The sequence below is a fragment of the Nocardioides dongkuii genome, assembly GCF_014127485.1.
GTDB lineage: Bacteria > Actinomycetota > Actinomycetes > Propionibacteriales > Nocardioidaceae > Nocardioides > Nocardioides dongkuii.
Genome location: NZ_CP059903.1, coordinates 148,897 through 169,346, shown reverse-complemented (window position 1 = coordinate 169,346; position 20,450 = coordinate 148,897). Strand labels below are relative to the sequence as shown.

Below are 20,450 nucleotides of genomic sequence, written 5' to 3'. Positions count from 1 at the left end.
CGGCCTGGTCATTCGGTCGGTCCGGTCTCGGCGAACATCTCCCAGTAGCTCTCACGCAGGTCGCGCTTGAGGATCTTGCCGGAGGCGTTGCGAGGCAGCTCGTCGACGTAGACCACCGCGGAGGGCTTCTTGTACGACGCGAGGTCCGACTTGAGGAACTCGAGGACCGCAGACGTCTCGGGATGCTCCTCACCGTCGGCCACCACGACCGCGACCGGGGTCTCCACCCAGCGGGGGTGCGGGACACCGATCACGGCGACCTCGCGCACTGCGGGGTGCCGCTCGACGGCGCGCTCCACCTCAGCGGGGTAGATGTTCTCGCCGCCGCTGATGATCATGTCCTTGACGCGATCGACGACGTAGATGAAGCCCTCGTCGTCCTGGCGGACCAGGTCGCCGCTGTGGAACCAGCCGCCGCGGAACGCCTCCGCCGTCGCCTGCTCCGACTTGTAGTACCCCTCCATCACGGTGGGGCCGCGATAGACGATCTCGCCGACCTCACCGACGGCGACGTCGTTGCCGTCATCATCGACGATGCGGACCTCGACGTTGACCGCCGGCAGCCCGACCGAGCCCATCTTGCGCACGGCGTCGTCGGCCTTGAGGAAGCAGGTGTTGGACGACATCTCGGTCTGCCCGAACGCGTTGACGATGCCGACCGTGGGGAACGTCGTCAGCAGCAGCTCGAGGGTGCTGGGAGGGGCCTGCGAGGCGCCCCACAGTGCGCGGCGCAGGGCTGAGGTGTCGATCTCGGCCGCCTCGGGCAGCGAGCAGATCTGCTGCCACTGGGTCGGCACGAAGTAGCACATGGTCGGCTTGTGCAGGTCGAGCAGCCGCAGCGACTCCTGCGGGTCGAAGTTCGTCGACGGCGTGATGATGCAGGTGCCGCCCAGGTAGACGAACGGCAGCAGCCCGTTGACCCCGCCGATGTGGAAGAGCGGCAGGCCGGAGAGCCAGCTGTCGCCCGGCCGGGCCTCCATCTCCAGGATCCAGTTGATCGTGTTGGACACCAGGTTCTGGTGGGTGAGCATCGCCCCCTTGGGGCGCCCGGTCGTGCCGGAGGTGTACATGAGGAAGGCGAGGTCGTCCTCGTGCACGTCGACGCCCGGTGCGTCCGGTGCGCCACCGGCGACCAGTGCCTCGTAGTCCTGCGCACCCTCGCCGGGCTCGCCGGTCGTGGCGACGAAGCGCACCGAGGCGAGGCCGGCCGTGGACTCCAGGGCGAGCGTGACCAGCTGCTCGTCGGTGAGGACGGCGACCGAGTCGGAGTCCTCGAGGATGTAGGCGAGCTCGCTCGGAGCCAGGCGGAAGTTCACGGGGACCGGACAGGCACCGAGCTTCTGGCAGGCGAAGAACGACTCGACGACCTCGAGGCGGTTGTACATCAGCACAGCCACCTTGTCGCCGCGACCCACGCCGCGAGCGGCTAGGGCGTTGGCGAGACGGTTGACACGGGTGTCCAGCTCGCCGAAGGTCAGCGAGGAGTCCTCGAAGACCAACGCCGTGCGCTCGGGGGAGCGGCGCGCGTTGCGGGCCAGGATCTCGCCCAGGACGAGCCGGCGACTGCGGAGCAGCTCGCTGTCGTGCTGTGTGGAGTGCATGTCCTACCTCGTGGAAGCGCTGGTGCTGGAGCGGTCGGGCCAGCGGGGTCGGTCGACCGGATGGCTCAGAAGATCGCGACCGGATTCGCCGGCGAGCCGGACGCGTTGGTCACGTTCAGCGGCGGAGCGGAGAGGAAGAACTCGTACCGGTTCAGCTCCTCGCACGTGTCGGCGAGGTCCTCCAACCACCACACCTCGCCGAGGGTCAGCCCGAGGTCGCGGATCAGGCGGGCGTGCAGCGGGTAGACGTGCTCGAAGGGCTCCTCGTGCGGCTCGACCTCGACGGCGATGTTGTCCATCGCGAGCGCCGCGACGTCCTTCTCGGCGAGCCAGTCGACGACCGCGCGGGTGATGCCGGGGGCGGAGCCCCAGTAGTCCATCTTGTTCTTGAGCTCGTAGTACCACGGCACGTGACCGGTGCGGAGGACGAGCATGTCGCCCTCGCCGACCTGCACACCCTGGGCCTCGGCGCAGGCGTCGAGGTCCTCGGGGGTGATGCCGTAGCCGGGCTGCAGCCGGTCGACGCCCTTGAACTTGGGCATGTCCAGGAGCACGCCCCGACCGACGAGGGTGTCCTTCATCTGGTGGATGGACCCCCGACGGGCGCCGGCGTAGGACTCGACGTTGCCGATCCAGAAGCCGTTGAACATCGTGTCCTTGTAGAAGAAGTGAGAGAGCCCGTCCCACTGGGTGCTGCCCTGCAGCGGCATGAAGATGTAGTCGTCGGTGCCCTGGAAGTTCGGATAGTCCTGGCCGGCCTTGGTGCCCGCCACGAAGTCGGACCCGGTGTAGCCGTACAGGTGCACCACGCCGGTGCGCGTCGGGTGTACGGGGCCGGTGCTGTCGAGCGGGATCGCACAACTAACGACCTTGCCGGTCTCGATGAGCCTCGCCGCTGCGGCGACGCGCTCGGGCGTCAGCAGGTTCGCCGTGCCCTTCTCGTCGAGGTCACCCCAGCGACCCCAGTTGTTCGGGGTGCGGTCGTTGACGTACCCGATGACCTTGCCGTTGGCGTCGATCGAGAAGACCGGGGGTGTCCACTCCTCCGACCACTGACCGTCTGCGGTGCGACCCATGCTGGTTTCCTCCTGCTGGTGTGGATGACTGGTGGTGGATTCGAGAAGCGCGAGGGACGGGCGGCGACTTAGCTGGCTGCGGCGTCCACGGCGGCGGACCAGTCCGCCGACGAGATCCGCGCGAGGACCGCGGCGGCGTCTCGCGGGGCCACCAGGGTGACCTCGCGCTGGACGAGCTCGGTGACGCTGGGCATCGTGGCCGTCGCGTCGCCCACACAGACATGGCCACCGCGCCGAACGGCCTTGACCGCAGCGCGGGCGTCGGTGCCGGCGACCACGACCCGGGCACGACCGGACGGCTCGAGGTCGGCGAGCTCGGCTCGCAGGCCGGCATCGGCCAGGTCGGGGGTGACGAGCACGCGTGCCCGCGTCGCCGTCCGGACCACCACAGCGAGCGGCGTCGACTCCGTCGCCACCACCACGACGGTCGACGCCTCGGGCGCCTCGGCCAGCGCCGCGGCAGCGAGCACGGCGCTCAGCAGCTCGTTCGCCGACTGTGCCGGGACCGGAGCCGTCAGGACGCGACCGTTCGCGAGCGGAGCCGAGCAGTGCAGCGAGGAGCCGGCGAGACAGGCGGCGCACGAGCCGCACGCACGATCGACCAGCACGGTCTCACCGCTGCTCGTCTGCTCGATGCCGAACGACATCGTCTGCGCGCCGGTCATGTCGCCGCTCCTATCCATCCGACTCGTCGGTCGGTTCGGTAGAATGGACGGTAGGTAACCTCCGTCACACTGTCAAGGGATTGAGGTGGCCGACATCACTAATGTGAGGGTTTCGGCGGCTAATCCTCCGCGTGGCGGGGGTCGGTGACTTGTCCCACGACAATCTGGGTGACCCGCACGGGGCCTCGACAGCGCAGCGAGCCCGACCGTACAGTCGGTTCGGTTGGCTAGGTACGCCTCCGACTAAGGTGCCTGCCGCGGGTGCCGTTCGGGTCCGCTTCGAGGAGGGAACACAGGGTGAAGACCGCTGATCGGGCTGCTCGGCGCCGGATGTCGTCGGGTGAGCGACGCCAGCAGATCGTGACGCTGGCAGCTGGCTTGTTCGACAAGACGGGCTACTCGAGCACGACGATGGACGACATCGCCCGGGAGGTGGGGGTCGCCAAGCCGACGCTCTACCACTACTTCCCCAGCAAGGACGACATCCTTCACGCCATCCACGAGGAGTTCATCGACCTCCTCATCGACCGGCACGAGGCCCGCCTCGACACCGGGCTCCGTCCGGAGCAGCTGCTCCTCGAGGTGATGGCAGACATCCTCGAGCTGATGGAGACCCATCGCGGCCACGTGCGGGTCTTCTTCGAGCACCACCGGGAGCTTCCTCCCGAGGCGCGCGGCCCCATCAAGGTCAAGCGCGACCGCTACGAGAAGGTGGTCGAGGACCTGATCGCCGAGGGCGTCGCGACCGGGGTGCTCCGCCCCACCGACCCCCACCTGGCTGCGCTCGCGATGTTCGGCATGTGCAACTGGGCCTACCAGTGGTACCGGCCGAACGGCAGGCTGCGGTCGCGCGAGCTGGCCTACCAGTTCTGGAACTACCTCGTCTACGGGCTCGGCACGGACCAGCTCCCGGCGCTCTCGACGCCGCGAGCCGCCCTGCCCGGGTGACCGGAGCACGCAAGAGTTCAGCGGTAGTCGTCGACGTCCCAGGCCTCGAGGCGCCGCCGGATGTCCACGAGGCACCGGGTGGCGTCCGCGCCGTCCACCGCGCGGTGGTCGAACGTCAGCGCCAGGCGCACGATGGGCCGGATGGCGATCGTCTCCTGCCCGTCGGGCAGCATGACCACCCAGGGCCTGCGGACGATCGTCGGCATCCCGAGGATCGCCACCTGGGGCTGGTTGATGATCGCCGGCGCCGAGACAGCACCGACCGACCCCGGGTTGCTGATCGTGAAGGTGCCGGCCCGGAAGTCGTCCGGGCCAGGCTTGCCGTCGCGGATCCGGCCCGCGATGTCCGTGATGCCCTCGCCGAGCGACTCCACCGTCATCCGCTGCGCCCCGCGTAGCACCGGCACCATGAGCCCGCGCGGGGTGTCGACCGCGATGCCGAGGTTGATTTCGTTCCACCGCAGCAGCCGGTGGGTCTCGAAGGTCGCGTTGAGGTCGCGGTGCTCCAGCAGGGCAGCGCACGCGGCGCGGGCGACGAACGGCAGGAACGACAGCTTCCCCTGGCCGGCACCGGCCCGCTGGCGGTTCAGCCGGACGCGCACGTCGGTCAGCATGCCGAGGTCCACGTCCACCTCGGTGGTCATGTGGGCCGCGGTACGGCGCGAGCGCGTCATGTGCTCCGCGGTGACCCGGCGGATCCGACTCGTCACCACCTCGTCGTACGGCACGTCCTCGTAGCCGAGCGGCAGCCCTCCTGCCCCTTTCTCGACCTCGGGCACCGGCTCGACCGCCGGACGTGCAGCGACAACCGGCGCCGGGGTCGGAGCAGGCACCTGCGGACGCTCCGAGTGCTTCTGGACGTCGTCGCGGGTGACGTGGCCGGCTCCCCCGGTCCCGGTCACGGATCCCAGGTCCACGCCGAGCTCCGTGGCGAGGCGCCTTGCGCCCGGGGAGGCGGCCGGCCGGCCGGAGCGGGCCAGTCCTCCCAGCACGCGCCGGGCCTGCTCCTCGTGGTCGAAGGGGCCCGGCCGCAGCGCGACCGGTCGGCCGGGGGTAGTGGGGCCGGCGGAGGCCGACGGCGTCGTGTCCTGTGCGGCGGCGGTGGCAGCAGGAGGCGTGACCGCCGGGCCCGTCGGTGCGGTGGACGGCAGCGTGCCGTCCTCGGTGACGACCCCCAACGGCTCACCGACCTGGACGGTCTCGCCCTCGGCGTACCGCTGCTCGGCGAGGACCCCGGCGATCGTGCTCTCGATCTCGGTGTCCACCTTGTCGGTGGCCACCTCGCAGATCGGCTCGCCTACCTCGACGGTGTCGCCGACCTGCTTGAGCCAGCTGGAGACGGTGCCCTCGATCACCGAGACGCCCAGCCGGGGCATCAGGACGAGCGCGTCGTGCGGGACCCCTGCTGCCGGCTGGGCAGGCGCGGGCTCAGGAGCCGGCGCTGGGTCGTCGCCGGCGGCCGGCTCCGGGACGACCGGCGCCGGCTCGTCCGGAACGACCGGCGGGGGCGGGTCCGAGGCCTCGTCGGACCCGACGACGGTCGCGAGCGGCTCGCCGACCAGGACCACCTCGTCCTCGGCGTACAGCTGCTCGGTGAGCACCCCGGCCACGGTGCTCTCGATCTCGGTGTCCACCTTGTCGGTGGCCACCTCGCAGATCGGCTCGCCCACCTCGACGGTGTCGCCGATCTGCTTGAGCCAGCTGGAGACGGTGCCCTCGGTCACCGAGACGCCCAGTCGGGGCATCAGCACTTGCGCCATGACGGATCTCCTAGATGGCCGCGAGCGCGAGGGCCGCGGTGACGATCTCGTCCGTGGACGGGATGCAGGCCTGTTCGAGGTCGGGGTCCTGGGGCAGTGGGGTGTCGGTGCCGCAGACCCGCCAGACGGGAGCGTCGAGCGCGAAGAACGCTCGTTCTTGGACCTGTGCTGCGATCTCCGCGCCGAAGCCCGCGGTGCGGGAGGCCTCGTGCACGATCATCAGCCGGTGGGTCTTCTCGACCGAGCCGACCACCGTGTCGATGTCGAGCGGCACCAGCGTCCGTGGGTCGATGACCTCGAGCTCGATGCCGCGAGGCGCGAGCTGCTCGGCGGCTTCGAGGACCCGGTCGACCATCAGGCCGGTGGCGACCACGGTCATCGAGGTGCCCTGACGGGCCACGCGGGCGACGCCGAACGGCACCAGGTCCTCGGGCGAGTCCGAGACCGGACCCTTCACCCGATAGAGGCCCTTGTGCTCGAAGAACAGCACCGGGTTGGGGTCGCGGATCGCCGACTTCAGCAGCCCCTTCGCGTCGGCGGGCGACGCCGGGACCGCGACCTTCAAGCCGGGGACATGCATGGCGATCGTCTCGAGGCTCTGCGAGTGCTCGGCCCCCGCTCCGCCGACCACGCCAGTGGGAAGCCGGACGACCACGGGCATCGTGAACTGGCCGCCGTGCATGTAGCGCCACTTCGCCAGCTTGTGGAAGATCTCGTCCGCGGCGGTGAAGAGGAAGTCGGCGAACTGGAGCTCGACGACAGGGATGGTGCCGGCCAGGGCGGCGCCGGCCGCACCGCCCACGATGAACGTCTCGTTGATGGCGGTGTCACGGACCCGCATCGACCCGAACTCGTCCTGCAGGCCCCGCGTGACACCGAAGACACCGCCCATCCGGCCGATGTCCTGGCCCATCATCCAGACCCGGTCGTCGCGCCTCATCTCCTCGGCCAAGGCCTCGTTGATGGCCCGGCCGTAGCCGATGACCCGACCGCTCGGGACCGTCACGTCCGCACTCATGCCCACACGTCCTCGAAGATGACCGACGTGTCCGCCTTCGGTGCCGCGAGGGCAGCGTCGAAGGCCTCCTCCACCAGTTGGCGGGCCTCGGCGTCGATGGTGCGCCGCACCTCGTCGGGGATGCCCTCCCCCAGACGGTGCACCGGGTCGTTCGGGATCTCGTCGCCGAGCACCGGATCGGCCCGGTACGGCTGACGGTCACCCTCGTAGTGGCCGCGGATCCGCAGCGTCTTCGCCTCGATCAGGGTGGGGCCCTCGCCACGGCGGGCGCGCTCGACGGCCTCGCTCGTCGCGTCCAGGACCGCCATCGCGTCCTGTCCGTCCACGATCACGCCCGGCATGCCGTACGCCGGGGCGCGGTCGGCGACGTGCTCGGTGGGGCTCTGGTCTTCGAACCGCGCGGACAGGGCCCAGCCGTTGTTCTCGCAGATCCAGACCACCGGCAGCTTCCAGACCGACGCCTGCAGCGCCGCCTCGTGCCAGGTCCCGCGGCCGGACGCCCCGTCACCGAAGAAGACCACGGTCACCCGATCGTCCCCAAGAAGCTGCGAGGAGACCGCCGTACCGGCGCCCATCACGAAGTTGGACCCGAGCGTGCCGCCCTGGCCTAGCACGTGCTTCTCGGCGTCGGCGAAGTGGACGGTGCCCCCGCCCTTGCCGCGGGTGCTGCCGGTGGCGCGCCCGAGCAGGTCGCTGAAGAGCTCCACCAGGTCCATCCCCTTGGCATAGGCGTAGCCCAGACCGCGGTGCGCGTAGTAGAGATAGTCGTCGGGTCGCATGGCGGCGATCGCGCCGGCCTGGAGGCCTTCTTGGCCGATGCCCGGGTGCCAGAAGCCGCCGAACCCCTCCTTCTCCACATGACTTCGGATCCGAAGCTCCGCGAAGCGGATGGTCACCACCTTGCGGTAGATCTCCACCTGGGTCTGCTCTCGAGACGCGCTCTCCGGGGTGCTCTCGCCGCTCACGCCGACTCCTCCGTGACAGACCGACCGCTCGGTCGGTCGGTGTGTGAAGGATGCCACAGCGTTCCGCCCCTGACAATGAGCGCAAGGGGCCGTTCCACCGCCGCGACCCGACCCCTCAGATCGCCGGCAGCACCACCGCCGCACGAGGCTCTCGAGCCCGTGCCGCACGGTCTCGTCCGTGTCGAAGGTGGGAAGAGGCCCGCCAGCCGATCTTGGTCGCGCTGGCGGAGCACGTAAGCACCTCGTCGGGTCGGACAGGTGAGCAGAGATCGGCGTGATGGCGGGACTCGCCGACCACCTCGGTGCGGCCCTCTCTGCTCTGGACGACCCCGGCGTGGGCAGATCCCCCTGGACCTGCGCAGTTGCACGACGACGTGCGGGAGGACGTCGCAGAGGCCGTCGCCGCCAACGGGTGACTCGACCGCCAGAGGGTCCCTCGAGATGGACGGGGCGCAGGCAACGGGCGTCCGGCTGTCTCGGCCTCGGCGGCCGCGAGGGGCGTCAGGACGTGACGCGGGTGGCGGCCCGGACGGTGCGGGACGCGGTGAGCGCGGTGGCGGCGACGGTCAGGACGATGACGGCACCGCTGAGTGCGCCGTACGTGGGGAGGTCGACGACGGGGACACCGGCGCCGAGCAGGCCGACGCTGACGCCGACGACGGCGGGCAGGACGGCGACGGTGCCGATCGCCCAGGCCGTGACGCCCGTGACCACCGCCTCGACCGTGGTCATGGTCAGGAGCTGGCGTCCGGTGGCGCCAGTGCGGTGCAGGAGCCGCAGCTCGTCGCGGCGACCGGCGGTGACGAGCACCAGGGCGTTGAGGGAGCCGAGGCCGACGAAGAGCAGCAGGATCAGGGTGAGCAGGCTCGAGAGGCGCTGCGACGCGGCGTCGACGCTGGTCGCGTCCGCCACGTAGCGAGCCGTGGGCACCGTGCCGTCCACCTCGGCGGGCCCGTCGGTCTCGACGAGCGCGAGGTGCACGGTCGGGGTGACCTCGTGCGCGGCGAGCGTGGCGGGTCCGACCAGCACGTCGCCGAGGCCCAGCCCCCGGTCGTAGATCGCCGTGACCTCGAGGGCGACGTCGGTCCCGTCGAGTCGGGCGTGGAGGTCGTCGCCGAGGCCGCGCCCGGTCTCGAAGGCGGTGTCGGTGCTGATCGCGACGGTGTCGGCGCCGGCCAGGCCGGCGAGGGAGCCCTCGGTGATGCCCGGGTCGAGGACTGCGGGGTCGACCGTGGGCGGGACGGACCGCAGCGTGGTGGTCTCCCAGACCAGGCTGTCGGGAAGTCCGTCGTCGTCGTCGGTGCGGACCTGCGCGGGTGCCTCGCCCAGGGCGACGACACCGGTGACGCCGGCCTCCTCGGAGAGCGCGGCGAGGTCGTCGGTGTCGAGGGCGGTGGCGGAGGTGGCGACGAGGCGGGTGCCGAGGGCGGCATCGAGCTGCTCGGTGGCGGCTCGTTGCACGGCATGGTCGACGGTGCCCTGGGTGGTGCCGACGGCGAGCACCAGGGCGAGGGGAACGACGACGGTGGTCAGGCGCCGCGAGAAGCCGCGCATGTTGCCCAGGGCGAGCCTGGTGGGGGCGCCTCGACGGTCGGACGCGGCGCGGGCGGCGTGGCCGAAGGCCCACTCGACGAGGACCGGGCCCGCGAAGGCGGCCGCGCCGATCAGGAGGAACGCGGAGGTGGCCGCGGTGGCGCCGCCGATGGTGCCCGGCACGAACAGCGGGGTGAACGCGGCCACGAGGCCGGCGACGGCGGTGAGGACCGCCGCGGCACGACGCACGCGACCCACCGGGGCGGCTTCGGTCGCGCTCTCGCGGATCGCCTCCGTCGGCGCGGTGCGCACCGACTCGCGGGCGGCGAGCCAGCCGGCCAGCAGCGTGGTCGGGACGACGAGGAGGACGGCGCCGAGGACCGGCAGCGGTGACAGCGCTGAGGTGTACCCGGCGGGCACGACCCCCGCCTCGACCAGGACGGAGTCGAGCGAGCCGGCCAGGAGCAGCCCGGGGACGGCGCCGAGGGGTGCGGCCACCGCGGCGAGGACCAGCAGCTCGGTGGCGACGAGGCGGCGGACCTGGCCGCGGGTCGCGCCGACGGCGCGCAGCAGCGCGAACTCGCGTCGTCTGCGACGCAACGCCAGGGTCGTGGTGGCCGCCACGACGATGACGACCAGGACCAGGGCGGTGCCGGCGAACGAGGAGGCGACGGCGACGAGTGGGCCGCCCTCGCCGTCAGGCACGCGCAGCCCGGACTCGAGGAGCGCGCCGGTCAACGCCGTCATGGCTGCGGCGAGGGCGACGACCAGTGCGGTGCCGGCCGTCGCGGCCCAGTGGGCGCGAGCCCCGGCGAGGGCCAGGCGACGCGGTGTGCCGGCCCGCCTGGTCGGGACAGTGGTCGGGGACGTGGTCGCGGCGTTCATCGGCCGACCGCCAGGACGCGGGCGGTGACCTGCTCGGCGGTCGGCGCGACGAGGCGGTCGACGAGCAGCCCGTCGGCGAGCACGAGGACCTGCTCGGCCGCGGCCGCCACCCGGCTGTCGTGGGTGACGACGACGACGGTCTGGTCGAGGTCACGGGCGGTGGTGCGGAGCAGGTCGAGGACCGCGGCCCCGGTCGAGGAGTCCAGGGCCCCGGTCGGCTCGTCGGCGAAGACCACGGTCGGTCGGGTGACGAGCGCCCGTGCGATCGCGACACGTTGGGCCTGACCGCCGGAGAGCTCGCCGGGCAACCGGTCGAGCAGCGGGCCGAGGTCCATGCGGGCGACGAGGTGCGCGACCCAGGCCGGGTCGGCGGTGCGACCGCCGAGGACCAGGGGCAGGTCGATGTTCTCCCGGACGTCGAGGTGTCCGACCAGGTTGTAGGCCTGGAAGACGAAGCCGATGTGGTCGCGACGGAACCGGGTCAGGTCGTCGTCGGAGAGCTCGGTGATGTCGTGACCGCCGATGACGACCCGACCGCTGGTGGGCCGGTCGAGCCCTGCGGCCACGTGCAGCAGCGTCGACTTGCCCGAGCCGGACTGGCCGACCACGGCGGTGAAGGACCCGGCGTCCAGGTCGACCGAGACCCCACGCAGGGCGGCGGCCGTCTCGAGGCCGCTGCGGTAGGACTTCTGGACGTCGGACAGGGCGATCGCGGCCGTCGGGGACGGCGGTGCGAGACGTGGCGCTGATGCGCCGCTGGTGGCGGTCATGGGTGCTCCCGGGTCGGCTGGACTGGCACCGTCCACGCTAGGAACGACGGGGTCCGGCCACGAGCCGCTCAGGATGCAACTTCGGCGCTTGCACCTTTGGATGCAAGCGCCTCGCTCTAGGCAGTCCGCCCGGCGCCCACGACCTCGGAGCCGGAGGGGACCACGTCGTTCCCGGAACCTCGGATCATCAGGAACGACGTGGCCGAGCCCAGCACCATCACGCACGCGGCGGCGAGCAGGGTGTCGCCGTACGCGCCGGCCAGGGCGGACATCTCGTCCGTGCCCCGGGCGAGGGAGTCGGTCATCGAGGAGGTGTAGATCGCGGTGAAGACCGCCACCGCGATCGACCCACCCACGTGCACGGAGGCATTGGCCAGCGCGGAGGCGACCCCGGCGTCGTGCGGGTCGACACCGGCCAGGGCGAGGTTCTGCACCGGCACGAGGACCAGCGAGAACCCCAGCCCCATCAGGACCAGACCGGGCAGCACCTCGGTCCAGTAGCTCCCGCCGGCGCTGATCCCGCTCAGGTAGAACAGGCCTGCCGCGACGGCGAGCGGCCCGGCGGTGAGCACCACGCGGGGGCCGTAGGTGGTGAAGAGCTTGGTGGAGACCGGGGCGGTCGCCATGATCACGACCGTCATCGCGACGCTGGCGAAGCCGGCGGCCACGGGGCTCATCGCGAGCACGATCTGGAAGTGGAAGGTGAGGTAGAGCATCGCGCCCACCATCACCACTCCCACGCAGGCCTGCAGCAGGAAGGCGGCGCCGCGCACCCGGCTCTGCACCACCCGCAGCGGGAGCAGGGGGTGGGAGGAGCGGGCCTGCCACCACACGAAGGCGACCATCAGCACGGCGCCGGCGACGAGGAAGCCGATCGTGTCCGCCTCACCCCACCCGTGCTCGGCGCGGGCGAAGCCGTAGATCAGCGCGGCGAGGGACAACGCCACCAGGACGGCACCGACCAGGTCGTAGCGGTTGTCGCCCTCGGCGCGGCTCTCGACCAGCAGGGCCTTGCCGCCGATGAGCGCGAGGACGACGAAGAACACGTTGACCAGCAGGCACCAGCGCCAGTCGGCGTACTGGGTCAGCACCCCGCCCAGCAGGAAGCCGAAGGCGGCCCCGGTGCCGGCGATGATGCCGAACGCGGCGAAGGCCACGTTGCGCTCCCGGCCGCTGGGGAACAGCACCGTGATCATCGCCAGGGCGGCGGGAGCGATCAGCGCCGCGAAGACGCCCTGGAGGCCGCGGGCCGCGATCAGCTCGGCGCCCGACTGCGCCAGGCCGCCCCAGACCGAGGCGACGCCGAAGCCGACCATGCCGACCATGAAGGTGCGCTTGCGACCCCAGTAGTCGGCGATCCGGCCGCCGAGCAGGAGCAGGGCGGAGAACGCGACGGCGTACGCCGTGACGACCCACTGCCGCTGCCCGTCGGCCATGCCGAGCTCGGCCTGAGCAGCCGGCAGGGCGATGGCGACGATGGTCCCGTCGAGGACCACCATCAGCTGGGCGAGGCCGAGGACGCAGAGCGCCCACCAGCGGGTGGGGGAAGCGGGTGCGGCGGTGGACATGCAGAGCTCTCCGAGCGTCCGAGGCGTTCTGGAGGTTTCCAGCCTCGGACCCCGGCGCAGAGCGCACGTTCGCCTCCCCCGGTCCGGCCCGGGTCAGACCGCAAAGTTAACCCACCCGGCGCCCAGATCCCCTCTCCGAGCGCCTGTGAGGTGAGCCGCACCCACGAGCGCACCGTCCGGCGCGGGACGGCGACCGAAGGACGCCGTCCCGCGCCCTGACGACGCGGGTCAGAGCCGCCAGCAGGACGACGCTGCGGGGACTCCGGCGAACCTGGCCTCGAGGTAGCCGTAGACCTCGGCGGCGTTGTTCAGCATGGCGCCGAGGTGGAGCGGGGTGACGTTGGTGCTCAGCCGGACGTTGGCCCCTCGGTCGCACCAGTCGCGGGCGAGCTGCCGCCCGACCCGGTAGGGGATGGTGTCGTCCAGCACGCTGTGGGTGACCAGGACGGGCACTGCTGGCGCGCGGCGACCGATGCGCTGGTCGTCGAGGATGGTGCGGAACGGCTCCTGGGTCGACAGCTGGGCAAGGCTGCTGCCGTCGGTGGTGAAGTCGGTCGAGGACGTGAGCGCCGCGTTGAAGAGGTCGAAGACGCAGTCGTCGGAGATGTCGGCGTAGAAGGCTCGCCCGCGCTCGTTGAGGTAGGGGTCCAGGTCGACGTCGTAGCTCTCCGTGAGCCCGGCGATGGCGAACCAGAGGAACTCGGCCCAGAGCCCCCGGTCGAGGTTGTCCGGCAGCACCGTCAGGTCCGCCGGGACCGCACCGACCACGGCCCCCTTCAGCGTGAGCTCGGGGGCGTACGTCGGCGCCAGCTCCGCGGCCGCGGCGGCAGCTCCGCCACCTTGCGAATACCCGTACAGGGCTGCGGGAGCGCCTGCCGCGAGACTGCTGCCCGGGAGCTGCTTCGCGGCTCGGATCGCGTCCAGGACCGCGTGCCCCTGCGACGCGCGGTCCATGTAGGTGTGGATGCCGGCCGTCCCGAGACCTTCGTAGTCGGTCACGGCCAGGGCGTAGCCCCTGGCCAGCAGACCGGCCATGAAGACGCCCTCGTACTCGAACCCCTCACTGAACTGCCGCGACGGTGCGCAGGCATCGCCGACGCCCTGCGTGCCGACGGCGTAGCCGATGACCGGACGCGGACCGGCACCCGCCCATGGCTTCTTGGGCACGATGACCGAGCCGGACACGGCGATGGGCTTCCCGGTCCGGTCGGTGGACCGGTACAGCATCCTGCTCGACGTGAACCCGACCGTGGTCGCACCCGCCGGATCGAGGGTGTACGTCATCGGCTCAGACCGGATCAGGTCACCGTTGGCGGGCGGAAGCTGAGCCGGCGCCTCGTAGAAGCCGGGCAGCCCATCGACCGGCGCCGCCGACGCCGCCGGGGCGTGCATGAGCGAGCCGGCCAGCAAGGTCGTCCCGGCGAGGGCGACGGCCGTGAGGCGTGCGAACACGCGAGTGGTGGACAAAGAGTTCCTCCTTGGTTACTCCCGAGTAGGAGGAGGTCATCGCACCATGTGAGCGCCGTCACTACCAGCCGTGGATCACGATACGAGACGGTCCGTTCCATTAATGCGGCGGCGAACCCGCCGCCACCCCCGCCAGGACGACGTCCAGAAGCCCGCGTGCTCGCGTCGCGAACTGCGGTCGCTGACGGCTCAGCAGGTGGTAGAGGGGCGCCCCGATCAGGGCATCTGCCACGGCGGCCACGTCGATGTCCGGCCTGAGATCACCGGCACGCGTGGCTGCGTTGAGGCGCTTCACCACCGCATCGTGCTGAGGACCTGCAAACTGCTCCCACAGTCGCAGCGACGAGTCTTCGCGCTCGACCGACGCCGCCACCAGGGCGCGGACGAGCGCAGCTGTCGGCTCGTCGGACAGGGCCTCGGCGAAGGCGACGAGCCAGTTGGTCAGATCGAGCCGGAGGTCCTCGGTCTCCGCGAGCGGGATGACCTCGCCGCCGATCCAGCCGTCGAGAACGGCGTCAGCCACCAAGGCGCTCTTCGAGGGCCACCAGCGATAGATCGTCTGCTTGCCCACGCCGGCCCGGGCCGCGACCGCCTCGATGGACAGTCGTTCGTACCCTCCCTCCAGGAGCAGTGCCTGGACAGCCGTCATCACCGCCTGCTCGGAGTGCTTGCTCCTGGGCCTCCCCCGTCGGTCCTCCGCCATCGGGCGATCCTAGGACCGGGTCAGGGCACGGCAGCCAGGACTGAAGCCGCAACCGGGCCCGGGCGAGCAGGTCGACCGACTCGTCGGCCGGGCGGTCGGCATCTTGCTAACATTCAAGTGTCGACACCACGCCACCCGGAGTGGCACGGCGTCCCTAGAGAACCGGGAGCATTCTTGAGCACTCCAGAGCCTCTGGTCAGCCTGGACCGCAGCACCCTGCGGGAGCGGTCGTTGATGGCGTTGCGGTCCGCGATCACCAGCGGGCAGTACCGCCCTGGGGACCACCTCGGCGAGGTGGAGCTCTCGACCCGCCTGGGTGTCAGCCGCGGCACGGTGCGCGAAGCGCTGCGGCACCTGGAGCAGGAGGGCCTCGTGGAGGCTGCGTCCCGTGGCCGGCTCCGCGTCAACCACCTGACCGCCGACGAGATCCGCGGGCTCTACCAGGTGCGCGCCGCGCTCGAGGGCCTCGCGGTCGCCAACATCATCAGGTCTCCCCACCGCAGCGACTCGGTCGCCTCCTTGCGCGAGGCGCTGGCGCGGCTCGCTGGGGAGCCCACCGACCTCTTGGAGAAGGTGGAAGCCGATCTCGCGTTCCACCTGCTGCTCTGCGAGCTGTCGGGCAATCCGATGCTGGTGGAGAGCTGGCGGCATCTCGAGGGCCGGATCAGGGTGGCGATCATGAGCCACGAGGCCACCCAGCTGCCCGGCATCATGTCCGAGCACAGGCACGCCACCATCGTGGACGCCATCGAGGACGGCGACGTCGAGGCGGCACTGCGCGTCGTGGAGCAGCACATGGCCGCGGCCGCCGACCTGTACGCGGGAGACCGCCCACGGCTCAGCACCTGAGTCCCGCTCCGCGCCTCTCTCGGCGCGAAGCGGGGTTGGCGGCCCTGGTGAGGACGCGGCTCAGACGAAGATGCTGAGGAGCAGGACCGACCCCAGGCCGACGAACGACAGGATCGCCTGAGCGACCGTGTACACCTGGAAGGTGCCGCGGACCGACAGGCCCAGCAGCGTCTTGAAGATCCAGAAGGTGTTGTCGGTGACGTGCCCGCCGAACGCGGCTCCGGACGCCGCGGCGAGCCAGATCAGGACGCCGGGGAGCCCCATGCTGTCGACGACCGGCGCGAGCAGGGCTGCCGCGGTGATGGCGGCCACGGAGCCGGATCCTTGGGCGAGGCGCAGCATCGCCGCGACCAGCCACGCCATCACGAGCGGGAAGGCCGCGTTCGCACTGAACAGGCCGGCCACGAGGTCACCGACGTTGGTCTCGGAGATCACCTGGCCGAGCGAGCCCGCGACCCCGGTGAACAGCAGGATGACGCCACTGGTCGACGCGGCGGCCACGATCACCTCCTCGACACCTGTCCGCCCCAGCGACGGCATCGCGAGAGCGACGCCCAGGAGCAGCCCGATCAGGAGCGCCACCACGGGGTTCCCGAGGAACCCGAGAAGGTCGACCTCCGCTCCGGCCGCACTCGTGCTGGTGTCCGCCACGATGAGGAGCACCGGCACGAGCAGGGGCAGGAGCGCGACCAGCAACGGCAGCTGCTTCCCTGGCCCGTCGTCGCCCGGGGCGGCATCGGCGCTCCCGGTGTGCCGGTCGGCGAGCGCGGTGCCCCCGCCGCCAGGGCGAGCCTGGGGCGACTGCTGGTCCTGCCCGCCGGCGGCCTGTTCGCCCGAGGACTCGGCGCCTGAGGACAAGCCGTAGCTGGCGATCTCCCCGGTGTGCTCGGGATCGGTCAGGGGGTCGTCGTCCTTGGCGTCGTTCCACGTGAAGTGCATGAGGAGCGTGTGCAGCGCGATGCTGACCACGATGACCACGATGCCGAACGGGATCCCGACCATGAGCATCGTGCCCAGGGGCAGGTCGAGAGCGGCCGCGATGGCGAGCGCCGCGGCACCGGGCGGGACCATGAGCAGGGCGACCTCCAGACCGATGGCCAGAGCGCCGGCCAGGGGGGCGATGCTCATGCCGGTCCGCAAGGAGATCGACCGGGCCATCGGCCCCAGGATGACGAGCGCGACGTCGAAGTAGATCGCGGGGAAGACGACGCCCGAGGCCAACCCGAGCACGTGGGGGGACCGCTTGGCGCCGAAGAGACGCAGCATCCCGTCCACGACCCGATGCAGGGTCCCCATGGCCGAGAGCAGCGTCCCGAGCATCACGCCGAAGCCGATGATGAGTCCGACCTCGGCCATCAGGATGCCGAAGCCCTCGGAGACGGCGACCGTCGTCCCGTCGTAGCCGAGTCCCGCGGCGAGGCCGAGGTACAGGGCTCCGATCACCAGTGAGACGACCGGGTTGATCTTCGCGAGCACGATCAGCCCGACGACGATGCCCACGGTGATCGTGAGGTGGATCAGCAGGGTCGTGGTGTCGTCCATGTCAGGTCACCCGCCCACGACAGGGACCGAGGGGCCCTACGGCTTCACCGGATCGGTGACGTCGAGCGGCCGGCGTGGCGCACCGGTGTTCGGCGCGTGATTGCGGATCGGTCATGGCTTTCTCCGTGGGTCGGGCGGATGGACGGGCTCTGCCACTGATAGTGGTCTCGGTCACACCCACTGTCAACAGTTTGCTGCTGGCTGTTTTACTGTTGACACCCGAAGTGATCGGGGTCACGCTGGAGCCAGACCATCTCGACGTGCCCACCACGACCTGAGGAGCGCCCGCATGGCCGCACCGAACACCGCCGCACCGGCTCCCACGACCGGCCCCACGACCCCAGAGCCGCTCCCGACCTCGGCGGACGACCGGATCGAGCGGGTGACGGCAGCCGCCCAACGGATCCGCGGATATGCCCTCCACATGGGCGAGGTCCAAGGACAGGGCTACATCGGCCAGGCGCTGGGCGTCGCCGACATCCTCGCCGTCGTCTACGCCGACCAGCTGCGGTACCGCCCGCAGGACCCGCACTGGGAGGGGCGCGACCGCTTCCTGCTCTCGATCGGGCACTACGCCATCGCTCTCTACGCTGCCCTCGCCGAAGCCGGAACCATCTCCCTCGACGAGCTCGACACCTACGGCTCCGACGACTCCCGGCTACCGATGTCGTCCATGGCGTCGTACACGCCCGGGGTCGAGATCTCGGGCGGCTCCCTCGGCCACGGGCTGACCGTCACCACCGGTGTCGCGCTCGGCCTGCGGCACCTCGGCAACCCGGCGCGGGTGTTCAACCTGCTCTCCGACGGCGAGCTCGACGAGGGTTCGACGTGGGAGGCCGCCCTGGCCTGCGCCCACCATGGCCTGGACAACGTCATCGCCATCGTCGACGTCAACGCCCTCCAGGCCGACGGCCCCACGGCCGGCGTGCTGCGCACCGAACCCGTCCTCGACAAGTGGCGGGCCTTCGGCTGGCACGCGGTGCGGGTGGACGGCAACGACCCCTCGGCACTGGTCGGCGCCTTCGACGAGGCCGCCGCGCACACCGGGTCACCGTCGGTGATCGTCTGCGACACCCGGATCGGCTTCGGCGTCCCGCTCCTGATGGAGCGCGAGAAGGCGCACTTCATGCGCGTCGAGGAGCACGAGTGGAAGCTCGCCCGCACCCAGCTCGAGGAGGGATCGACCCGATGACCACCACCGACCACACCCCTGGACGCACCGCCCACCCGGCGCCGCGGCTCAAGACCTCGGCGATGATCGCGTCCTTCGCCGACCCCGGCCAGAAGACCACGCCAGCGCCGTTCGGGCACGCACTCAACCTGCTCGCCGAGGAGCGTCCGGAGATCGTGGGGCTCTCGGCCGACCTGGCGAAGTACACCGACATGCACGTGTTCCGTGACCGGAATCCCGACCGGTTCTTCCAGATGGGCATGTCCGAGCAGTCGCTGCTCGGGACCGCCGCCGGGATGGCCGAGGTCGGCCTGGTCCCCTTCGCCTCGACCTACTCGGTGTTCGCGACCAGACGCGCGTACGACTTCCTCTGCCTCGACATCGCCGAGCCCGGCCTGAACGTCAACGTCGTCGGCGCCCTGCCGGGCCTCACGACCGGGTACGGCCCCAGCCACCAGGCCACCGAGGACCTGGCGATCCTGCGGGGGTGCCCGGGCCTGACCATCGTCGACCCCTGCGATGCCCTGGACATCGAGCAGGCCGTGCCGGCGCTGGCCGCGCACGACGGTCCGACGTACCTCCGCCTGCTGCGGGGCTCAGTGCCCCGGGTCCTCGACGAGTACGACTACACCTTCGAGCTCGGCAAGGCAGCCGAGCTGCGCACCGGGCGCGACGTCGTGCTCATCTCCACCGGCCTGATGACCATGCGGGCCCTCCAGGCAGCGGAGCGTCTCGAGGCGGACCACGTGGACGTCGCCGTGCTGCACGTGCCCACCATCAAGCCGCTCGACACGGCTGCCATCCTCACCGCGGCGTCATCGGACCGGCTGGTCGTCACCCTGGAGAACCACACCGTCATCGGCGGCCTCGCCGAGTCCGTCGCCGCCACCCTCGCCTACGCCGGACAAGGGCGGCGCATCGTCCCGATCGCCCTGCCCGACGAGTTCCTCGCAGCCGGCGCACTCCCCACGCTGCACGACCGCTACGGACTCTCCACCGACTCGATCGTGTCCCGCGTCAAGGCCGAGCTCCACGGGTCCGGGCGAACCGCCGGCGACGACGCCGGCGACCCCCCTTCCCTGTGAGCGCAGGCACACCTGGGCCCCGGCCCGACGCCATCCCCGAAAGGAAGCACCCATGTCTCATTCCGACCTGACCGCCATCGTCACCGGCGCCGCATCGACTCGCGGCATCGGCCGCGGCACCGCCCACGCCCTCGCCGCCGACGGCTGGAACGTCGCGATCCTCGACCTCGACGAGGCCAGCGCCAAGGAAGCAGCCGACGAGATCGCTCACCGCTCCGACGTCCAGGCGTTCGGCCTCGCCTGCGACGTCACCGACGAGGTCGCCGTCGAGAACGCCTTGGCCTCGCTGAGCGCCTCTGCCCCGCCGGTAGGTGCACTGGTCAACAACGCCGGCATCACCTCCCCCACCCGCTTCCACGACGTCACCGGCGCCGAGTGGGACCGCATCTTCGCCGTCAACGTCCGGGGCGCCTACAACATCACCCGCCGGGTCACGCCCGGCATGGCCGACCGCGGCTTCGGTCGGGTGGTGTTCCTCTCGTCGGTCTCCGCCGAGCGCGGCGGCGGCGTCTTCGGCGGCGTCGCGTACTCGGCAGCCAAGGCCGCCCAGCTGGGCTTCGCCCGCGCCCTGGCCCGGGAGGTCGGAGCGGCCGGCATCACGGTCAACTCGGTGGCACCCGGCCTCATCGACACCGACATCACCGGCGACGCCCTCGAGGGCGACACCAAGACCCAGCTCGTCGCTGGCATTCCGGTCGGCCGCAGCGGTCTCGTCACCGACGTCGCCGACCTGATCACCTACCTGTGCCGGGAGCAGACCGGATACATCACCGGCGCCACCTACGACGTCAACGGCGGCTCACACATCCACTGAGCGGCGCTTCCCGCCCGGCCGGGCTGGGCG

Annotated in this window: 17 protein-coding genes; 5 read left to right on the top strand and 12 right to left on the bottom strand. The window is 71.1% G+C overall.

Annotated features, from left to right (window positions below):
• Nucleotides 1-8: 8 nt before the first annotated feature.
• From H4O22_RS00800 to H4O22_RS00790, 3 genes are all read right to left on the bottom strand, one after another.
• On the bottom strand, nucleotides 9-1,601 hold the full coding sequence (locus tag H4O22_RS00800) for an acyl-CoA synthetase (RefSeq protein ID WP_182525238.1): 1,593 nt from the start codon (nucleotides 1,599-1,601) through the stop codon (nucleotides 9-11).
• A gap of 65 nt (nucleotides 1,602-1,666) precedes the next feature.
• A complete protein-coding gene (locus tag H4O22_RS00795; protein WP_182525237.1) occupies nucleotides 1,667-2,677 on the bottom strand; it encodes a cyclase family protein in 1,011 nt (336 codons plus the stop codon).
• A 68-nt stretch (nucleotides 2,678-2,745) separates the two neighbouring features.
• Nucleotides 2,746-3,342 carry a hypothetical protein gene (locus H4O22_RS00790; protein WP_182525236.1) on the bottom strand — a complete coding sequence of 199 codons (597 nt, stop codon included), beginning with the start codon at nucleotides 3,340-3,342 and terminating at the stop codon, nucleotides 2,746-2,748.
• A 330-nt stretch (nucleotides 3,343-3,672) separates the two neighbouring features.
• Between H4O22_RS00790 and H4O22_RS00785 the strand changes: the two genes are divergently transcribed.
• Nucleotides 3,673-4,290 carry a TetR/AcrR family transcriptional regulator gene (locus H4O22_RS00785; protein WP_182526857.1) on the top strand — a complete coding sequence of 206 codons (618 nt, stop codon included), beginning with the start codon at nucleotides 3,673-3,675 and terminating at the stop codon, nucleotides 4,288-4,290.
• Nucleotides 4,291-4,307: 17 nt separating this feature from the next.
• Here H4O22_RS00785 and sucB read toward each other — a convergent pair whose 3' ends face one another.
• From sucB to H4O22_RS00745, 8 genes are all read right to left on the bottom strand, one after another.
• The gene (gene sucB, locus H4O22_RS00780; protein ID WP_182525235.1) at nucleotides 4,308-6,050 is read right to left on the bottom strand and encodes a 2-oxoglutarate dehydrogenase, E2 component, dihydrolipoamide succinyltransferase; all 1,743 of its coding nucleotides are present in this window, start codon (nucleotides 6,048-6,050) and stop codon (nucleotides 4,308-4,310) included.
• A 10-nt stretch (nucleotides 6,051-6,060) separates the two neighbouring features.
• Complete coding sequence (locus H4O22_RS00775) at nucleotides 6,061-7,068, bottom strand: alpha-ketoacid dehydrogenase subunit beta (RefSeq protein WP_182525234.1); 1,008 nt, start codon at nucleotides 7,066-7,068, stop codon at nucleotides 6,061-6,063.
• On the bottom strand, nucleotides 7,065-8,033 hold the full coding sequence (locus tag H4O22_RS00770) for a thiamine pyrophosphate-dependent dehydrogenase E1 component subunit alpha (RefSeq protein WP_182525233.1): 969 nt from the start codon (nucleotides 8,031-8,033) through the stop codon (nucleotides 7,065-7,067). Before H4O22_RS00770 ends, H4O22_RS00775 begins: the two co-directional genes overlap by 4 nt.
• A gap of 501 nt (nucleotides 8,034-8,534) precedes the next feature.
• Entirely contained in the window at nucleotides 8,535-10,451 is a 1,917-nt protein-coding gene (locus tag H4O22_RS00765; protein ID WP_182525232.1) for an FtsX-like permease family protein, read from the bottom strand.
• Entirely contained in the window at nucleotides 10,448-11,221 is a 774-nt protein-coding gene (locus H4O22_RS00760; RefSeq protein ID WP_182525231.1) for an ABC transporter ATP-binding protein, read from the bottom strand. The genes H4O22_RS00765 and H4O22_RS00760 overlap by 4 nt, the downstream gene beginning before the upstream one ends.
• 116 nt (nucleotides 11,222-11,337) lie before the next feature.
• Nucleotides 11,338-12,789 (bottom strand): MFS transporter, encoded by a 1,452-nt coding sequence (locus H4O22_RS00755; protein WP_182525230.1) that lies wholly within the window; start codon nucleotides 12,787-12,789, stop codon nucleotides 11,338-11,340.
• 228 nt (nucleotides 12,790-13,017) lie between these two features.
• On the bottom strand, nucleotides 13,018-14,241 hold the full coding sequence (locus H4O22_RS00750; RefSeq protein WP_220451234.1) for a lipase family protein: 1,224 nt from the start codon (nucleotides 14,239-14,241) through the stop codon (nucleotides 13,018-13,020).
• A 115-nt stretch (nucleotides 14,242-14,356) separates the two neighbouring features.
• Nucleotides 14,357-14,959, bottom strand: coding sequence for a TetR/AcrR family transcriptional regulator (locus tag H4O22_RS00745; RefSeq protein WP_182525229.1), 603 nt, complete (start codon nucleotides 14,957-14,959; stop codon nucleotides 14,357-14,359).
• Nucleotides 14,960-15,193: 234 nt separating this feature from the next.
• Here H4O22_RS00745 and H4O22_RS00740 point away from each other — a divergent pair, with 234 nt between their 5' ends.
• A complete protein-coding gene (locus tag H4O22_RS00740) occupies nucleotides 15,194-15,808 on the top strand; it encodes a GntR family transcriptional regulator (RefSeq protein WP_182525228.1) in 615 nt (204 codons plus the stop codon).
• 60 nt (nucleotides 15,809-15,868) lie between these two features.
• Here H4O22_RS00740 and H4O22_RS00735 read toward each other — a convergent pair whose 3' ends face one another.
• Nucleotides 15,869-17,350 (bottom strand): GntP family permease, encoded by a 1,482-nt coding sequence (locus H4O22_RS00735; protein WP_182525227.1) that lies wholly within the window; start codon nucleotides 17,348-17,350, stop codon nucleotides 15,869-15,871.
• A 289-nt stretch (nucleotides 17,351-17,639) separates the two neighbouring features.
• Between H4O22_RS00735 and H4O22_RS00730 the strand changes: the two genes are divergently transcribed.
• Genes H4O22_RS00730 through H4O22_RS00720 form a run of 3 tightly spaced genes read left to right on the top strand, consistent with a single transcriptional unit; the run spans nucleotide 17,640 to nucleotide 20,420 of the window.
• Complete coding sequence (locus tag H4O22_RS00730; protein ID WP_182525226.1) at nucleotides 17,640-18,542, top strand: transketolase; 903 nt, start codon at nucleotides 17,640-17,642, stop codon at nucleotides 18,540-18,542.
• The gene (locus H4O22_RS00725; protein ID WP_182525225.1) at nucleotides 18,539-19,606 is read left to right on the top strand and encodes a transketolase family protein; all 1,068 of its coding nucleotides are present in this window, start codon (nucleotides 18,539-18,541) and stop codon (nucleotides 19,604-19,606) included. The genes H4O22_RS00730 and H4O22_RS00725 overlap by 4 nt, the downstream gene beginning before the upstream one ends.
• A 52-nt stretch (nucleotides 19,607-19,658) precedes the next feature.
• Complete coding sequence (locus H4O22_RS00720) at nucleotides 19,659-20,420, top strand: SDR family NAD(P)-dependent oxidoreductase (protein WP_182525224.1); 762 nt, start codon at nucleotides 19,659-19,661, stop codon at nucleotides 20,418-20,420.
• Nucleotides 20,421-20,450: the final 30 nt, after the last annotated feature.

Bases quoted from the DNA above. Each gene is read 5' to 3' on its own strand.
- sucB (WP_182525235.1), bottom strand. From the start codon at position 6,050: ATGGCGCAAGTGCTGATGCCCCGACTGGGCGTCTCGGTGACCGAGGGC.
- H4O22_RS00720 (WP_182525224.1), top strand. From the start codon at position 19,659: ATGTCTCATTCCGACCTGACCGCCATCGTCACCGGCGCCGCATCGACT.
- H4O22_RS00775 (WP_182525234.1), bottom strand. From the start codon at position 7,068: ATGAGTGCGGACGTGACGGTCCCGAGCGGTCGGGTCATCGGCTACGGC.
- H4O22_RS00785 (WP_182526857.1), top strand. From the start codon at position 3,673: ATGTCGTCGGGTGAGCGACGCCAGCAGATCGTGACGCTGGCAGCTGGC.
- H4O22_RS00755 (WP_182525230.1), bottom strand. From the start codon at position 12,789: ATGTCCACCGCCGCACCCGCTTCCCCCACCCGCTGGTGGGCGCTCTGC.
- H4O22_RS00735 (WP_182525227.1), bottom strand. From the start codon at position 17,350: ATGGACGACACCACGACCCTGCTGATCCACCTCACGATCACCGTGGGC.
- H4O22_RS00795 (WP_182525237.1), bottom strand. From the start codon at position 2,677: ATGGGTCGCACCGCAGACGGTCAGTGGTCGGAGGAGTGGACACCCCCG.
- H4O22_RS00790 (WP_182525236.1), bottom strand. From the start codon at position 3,342: ATGACCGGCGCGCAGACGATGTCGTTCGGCATCGAGCAGACGAGCAGC.
- H4O22_RS00760 (WP_182525231.1), bottom strand. From the start codon at position 11,221: ATGACCGCCACCAGCGGCGCATCAGCGCCACGTCTCGCACCGCCGTCC.
- H4O22_RS00730 (WP_182525226.1), top strand. From the start codon at position 17,640: ATGGCCGCACCGAACACCGCCGCACCGGCTCCCACGACCGGCCCCACG.
- H4O22_RS00745 (WP_182525229.1), bottom strand. From the start codon at position 14,959: ATGGCGGAGGACCGACGGGGGAGGCCCAGGAGCAAGCACTCCGAGCAG.
- H4O22_RS00740 (WP_182525228.1), top strand. From the start codon at position 15,194: ATGGCGTTGCGGTCCGCGATCACCAGCGGGCAGTACCGCCCTGGGGAC.
- H4O22_RS00765 (WP_182525232.1), bottom strand. From the start codon at position 10,451: ATGAACGCCGCGACCACGTCCCCGACCACTGTCCCGACCAGGCGGGCC.
- H4O22_RS00725 (WP_182525225.1), top strand. From the start codon at position 18,539: ATGACCACCACCGACCACACCCCTGGACGCACCGCCCACCCGGCGCCG.
- H4O22_RS00800 (WP_182525238.1), bottom strand. From the start codon at position 1,601: ATGCACTCCACACAGCACGACAGCGAGCTGCTCCGCAGTCGCCGGCTC.